5 protein-coding genes are annotated in these 5,165 nt (G+C 67.6%); all 5 read left to right on the forward strand.

The features are described from left to right. Positions 1–142: 142 nt before the first annotated feature. Positions 143–634, forward strand: coding sequence for a hypothetical protein (locus tag AC1VAN_RS10430; RefSeq protein WP_025874162.1), 492 nt, complete (start codon positions 143–145; stop codon positions 632–634). Beyond that, complete coding sequence (locus AC1VAN_RS10435; protein ID WP_032976755.1) at positions 634–1,110, forward strand: hypothetical protein; 477 nt, start codon at positions 634–636, stop codon at positions 1,108–1,110. The genes AC1VAN_RS10430 and AC1VAN_RS10435 overlap by 1 nt, the downstream gene beginning before the upstream one ends. An 85-nt stretch (positions 1,111–1,195) precedes the next feature. After that, a complete protein-coding gene (locus tag AC1VAN_RS10440) occupies positions 1,196–1,696 on the forward strand; it encodes an RNA polymerase sigma factor (RefSeq protein WP_025874164.1) in 501 nt (166 codons plus the stop codon). 103 nt (positions 1,697–1,799) lie between these two features. Continuing rightward, the gene (locus AC1VAN_RS10445) at positions 1,800–2,741 is read left to right on the forward strand and encodes a FecR family protein (protein WP_442251828.1); all 942 of its coding nucleotides are present in this window, start codon (positions 1,800–1,802) and stop codon (positions 2,739–2,741) included. A 168-nt stretch (positions 2,742–2,909) separates the two neighbouring features. Next, a partial coding sequence (locus tag AC1VAN_RS10450; protein WP_480985757.1) for a TonB-dependent receptor occupies positions 2,910–5,165 on the forward strand: 2,256 nt, incomplete at its 3' end.

Genomic DNA, 5,165 nt, shown 5'->3' on the forward strand with positions numbered 1-5,165 from the left:
TTTTATGCCTTTGCCGGTCGCTGTGCAGGGTGGGGCGCCGACGGGCCGTCGCGGTAGCCGACGACCGGCCAGGCCGGGGTTTCCCGATGGGGCCGGCCGGGTGACCGGGGCAGGCTGGAACCCTGAACCGAGGAGACCTGCCATGAACTGGAATCGTTGGCGCTGCGGCGTCCTGCTGTTGCTTGCTCCGTTGGCCGCGCTCGCGCGCGGGACGCATGTCGACCTGATCCACTACCCGACCCGGGAGGCCGGGTGGGACAGGGCCTACGCGCTTGAGGGAGCGCTTGCACAGGCGTTCGACCGTGTGTGCGCCGATACCTTCTGCGAAGGCGATTACAGCAACTACCGGGTGATGGAGTTCCGTTGTGCGGTGCTGGCCCATCGGGGCACGGTGCAGCGATGTGTGTGGGTGCTGGCGGCCAGCGAACTGGTGGTGCAGGGTGACACCGGCCAGGTGCAGGTCGACAACGGTCGCTGGACCTGCCCGGTGGAGATGCGGCCCGGGGTGCCGGTTGAAGCCTTCTTTGCCGCGCTGGAGGCGCCGGATGGGCTGATGGCACCGCTGCCCGGGCTCGATCATGGGCTGTTCGACGGGCTTGCCGACTGCCTGCGGGCGCAGGGGAGGGACGCCTGATGCGCACTTTCCCGGCACGATGGCTGCTCTGCGGTCTGATGGTGGTTGGCGCTGCGCAGGCCGCGCCGGCGTTCGTGGACGCCCGTGACTATCCCGATCCAGCGACCGGCCGGGAGCGGTTCCTGGCCGCCGAACGGATGCTGGTGCGCGGGTTCGATGATGTCTGCGGCGACACGTTCTGCGAGGGGCAGTACTACAACCTGTGGGCCATGCGCCTGCGCTGTTCGGTGGAGCGAGCGACAGGTGTGGTCGGCAGTTGTATCTGGACCTTCGCCGGCAGCGATACCTGGGTGCGTAAGGAAGGACGGATCGATGTCGACCTTGGCAGCTATGCATGCGTGCTGCCGCTGGCATCTGGAACCCGGTTGGAGCAGCTCCTGCAGGTCTGGCAGGTGGGTTCCGGGGATGAGGCGATCCACGCGCCCTTGCCCGGTACGACCACGAGCGTCTATGGCGGGCTGACAGACTGTCTTTGACGTCGACGATTGCGAATGCAAACGTGATTTATTCGCATTAACGGAGTAGCATGCGCGCCGTTCTGTCCGTCCCTTGGCTCCGCGCATGTCCTCCAATGCCCTCACCCTGACCGAACTGCTGATCCGCGAACGACCGGCACTGCTGCGACGCGTGCAGCGCATCCTCGGCGGCGACAGCGGGGCCGAAGACGTGATCCAGGCGGTCTGGTTCAAGGCGCGTGGGGTAGACAGCAGCCAGGGCATCGACAATCCGCGCGCCTATCTCTATCGATTGGCCATCAACCTCGCCACCGACCACGGCCGCGAATCGACGCGCCGCAACCGCCTGCTGGCCGAGCACTACCTGTGGCAGGAGGACGAGCAGATCTCCACCGAGGAACAGGTGATGGCGCAGGATGAACTGCAGCGTGTGCTTGATGCCGCCGGCCACCTGCCCGAGCCGACGCGCACCATCTTTCATCTCAATCGCCTGCAGGGCCTTACCCAGGCCGACATCGCCCGGCGCCTCGGTGTGTCGGTGACCACGGTGGAGAACCACGTACGCACCGCGCTGCAGCGGCTTGCCTGGGCGCGCAGTGGCCGATGAACGATCCGGCTTGGGGGCGCACACCCGCCATGCGTCTTGATTCGCAGGCCCCCCATGCGCTCTAGTCCGTCCGCCCACCTCTGACCGTGTCCCCTGCCAGCCGATGAGCCCGCCCCCGACACCCCGCAGCACCGCCGATGATGCCGTGGCCGAACAGGCCAGGGACTGGATCGTGTGCCTGGCGTCCGGCGATATCAGCGACGCGCGCATGGACGCGTTCGAGCAGTGGCTGGCCGAGCCCGCGAATCGGCGTTCGTTCGAGCATGAGCGCATGCTGTGGCGCAGTGTGGGCCCGCGCCCGGCCGCCACCGAACCTAGGCAGGCAGCGCGCCGTCCGCGGCGGCTGCGCTGGGCCATGGCCACGGCCGCTGCGCTGGCGGTGCTGGTGGCCTGGCCCGATGCCTGGCTGCGCCTGCAGGCGGATCATCGCAGCGACCACCGGGTGCAGGATGTGCATCTGCCCGATGGCAGCCGCGCCGTGCTCGATGCCGACAGCGCGATCGCCGTGCACTTCGATGACCAGCGCCGTCGTGTTGAACTGCTGCGTGGCCGCGCCTGGTTCGACGTGGCGCCCGATGCGCAGAGGCGATTCAGCGTTGCTGCTGGCAACGGTGTAGTGGAAGACATCTCCACAGCTTTCACGGTCGCCCACGTTGCGGCCGGGGTGGAGACCGAAGTCGGGCAGGGCCGGGTACGTGTGGCCAGTCCTGTCGATGGCGGCTGGACCTATCTGCAGGTGGGGCAACGTGCCAGCTATGGCGAGCACCGAGGCGTGCAGCGCCTGGCTGACATTGCTGCGGACGGCGTCGGCGCCTGGCGCAAGGGCGAACTGCTGCTGGAGCAGGCCAGTGTGGCCGACGCCGTGCACGCGGTCGGCCGCTATCGCGCAGGGCCGACCTTCGTGCGCGGCGATCTTTCCACGATTCCAGCCGTGAGCGCGGCGCTGCGCGTCGATCATCCGGAGCAGGCACTGGATGCACTGGCGGCCACCGCCGGCCTGCAGGTCACCCGCCTGCCGCTGGGCGTGGCGATCGTGTACCGGTAGTACCGCGCCAGGCGCGGATGCAGCGGATGCAACGCATCGGTCTTGGGGAAAGCGCGCCCCCACTCGTCTCATCCACGAACGTACCCGCCGCCGCCACGTACGTCGTTGGGTCCGCGCATGCGCGGATGATGCCGCGCCCGCGGCCACGCTTCTCTGACAGGTTCCCCCATGTACGAATTCCGCCGCCCGGGCCGCGCACCGCGCCCGTCCCGTCTGTGCATCGCGTTGCTGGCCGCCGGCCTGGCAACCGCCGCCCCCGCCGTGATGGCGCAGTCCAGCAGCGCTGCTCCGGCAGCGGCACAGCACTTTGATATTCCCGACCAACCGCTGGACGATGCACTGCGCGCCTACATGCGCCAGTCCGGTGTGCAGGTGGTCTATCCGAGCACGCTGGCCAAGGGCGTGATCTCGCAACCGGTCAGTGGCACGCTGTCAGCCGACGAGGCCCTCGCCCGCCTGCTGCGCGGCAGCGGCCTGAGCGTGCGCCGGGTAAGCGCCGATGCGGTCACGCTGGAGGTCGCTGCGGCGGGACAGACGGGCGGCGTGATCGTCACCGATACCCTCAGCGTGGCCGGAGACCGCGTGCAGGGCGGTGCGGTCAGCGATGAAGCGCGCCTGCTCGACAGCTACCGCAGCGTGGGGTCGACCACCACCATCGGCCGCGTCGCGCTGGAGCGTTTCCGCGGCACGTCCAACGGCGACATCGTCAAAGGCGTGGCCGGTGTCACTGCGGGCGATCCGCGCGTGGGCAACGGCTTCGACGTCAACATCCGCGGCATCCAGGGCCAGAGCCGGGTGCCGGTCATCATCGACGGTGGCCAGTCCAGCATGGACACCTACCGTGGCTATGCCGGCCAGTCGCAGCGCACCTATCTCGACCCGGACCTGATCTCGCGCCTGACCATCACCAAGGGCCCGAGCCTGCAGGCCAATGCCTCCGGCGGCATCGGTGGCGTGGTCGAAATGGAAACGCTGAATGTCGATGACGTGCTGCGCGAGGGGCGTGATGTCGGCGTGCGCGTGCGCGGGGGGCTGGCCAACGGCAGCGCCAACAACCTGCCCGGCTACGAAGCCGCGCCGCGCAGCGATCGTAGTGCCACCGGCAGCCAGTTCTTCAACGTGGCCGCTGCCGGTCACTGGGACCGCTTCGACCTGGTGGCCGCCTATGCATACCGCGACAACGGCAACTACTTCTCCGGCAAGCACGGCTATGACGACTTTCCGCAGACCCGTCGCACGCTGGCGCCGCTGAATCCGCCACGCACCGAAGTGTTCAACACTTCCTCGCGCTCGAAGTCGACCCTGCTCAAGGGCACCTGGCGCATCGACGACGCGCAGACGCTGGAAGCGGGCTATCGTCGTTACGAAGGTAGTGCGGGCGAGATCATGGCGTCGCAGATCATCCGCGTCGACCGCGACCGCGTGCCGCAGTGGGACCCGGGCCATGTGGACATGGACAGCTACAGCCTGCGCTACCGGTTCAACCCGGACAGCGAGCTGATCGACCTGCGCGTCAACGCGTGGTACACCGACGCCGACAGCGTGATGTACAACAGCCTGACCGGCATCACCCCCTGGTACTTCGATCGCCGCACCGAGTGGTACGACGCACCCAGCTTCAGTGGCAATCCCGGCTACAAGGATGCCTACCGCAACCCGTTGCGGCAGAAGCGCTTCGGCCTGGACGCCAGCAACACCTCGGTGTTGGACGGCAGTGCCGGCCGCTTCACCCTCGATTACGGCCTGTCCTACAGCGACGAGGACATCGCCCCGGGCAGCTCCGGGCCGATCATGCACGACGACCTGGTCAACAACCGCTTCCTGCGCAATGCCGAGCGCAAGGAATACAGTGCGGTGGCATCGCTGAAGTGGGCACCGGACGAACACTGGGAGATGCTGCTGGGTGGGCGCTGGAACCGCGTGGACGTGCATGACCGCAACCGCCTGGCCACGCCGGACGGATACGAAGTGCAGGGTCAATACCGCTACACCGAACTGCTCAACGGCAATCCCAAGCTGCCGTCGTGGCGGGCCAAGCGCATTGYCCTGTTGAACTGGTATCCGGACGCCAACGGCAACTTCACCCAGGAGTCGCTGCTGGCCTCCCCGTACAAGAAGGGCACCGTCGGTGACATCGGTGGCTGGAACTTCCATGACGCTGACGCCGCGGAGGACCTGAAGGTACCGGTGAGCTGGACCTGGTCCCAGCCGATCCGCCGTCGTGACAGCGCGTTCTCGCCGACCGCCAGCGTGGCCTTCCGTTTCAGCGAAGACAGCATGGTCTACCTGAAGTACGCAGAAGGCACCAAGCTGCCGAGCCTGTTCGAAACCACGCTCGGCCTGTTCACCGCGGCCAAGCCGGTGGATGAACTCAAGCCCGAGCGTGCGCACAGCTGGGAACTGGGCGCGAGCACGATCCAGCAC

Source organism: Stenotrophomonas sp. 05L44_2, assembly GCF_056665995.1.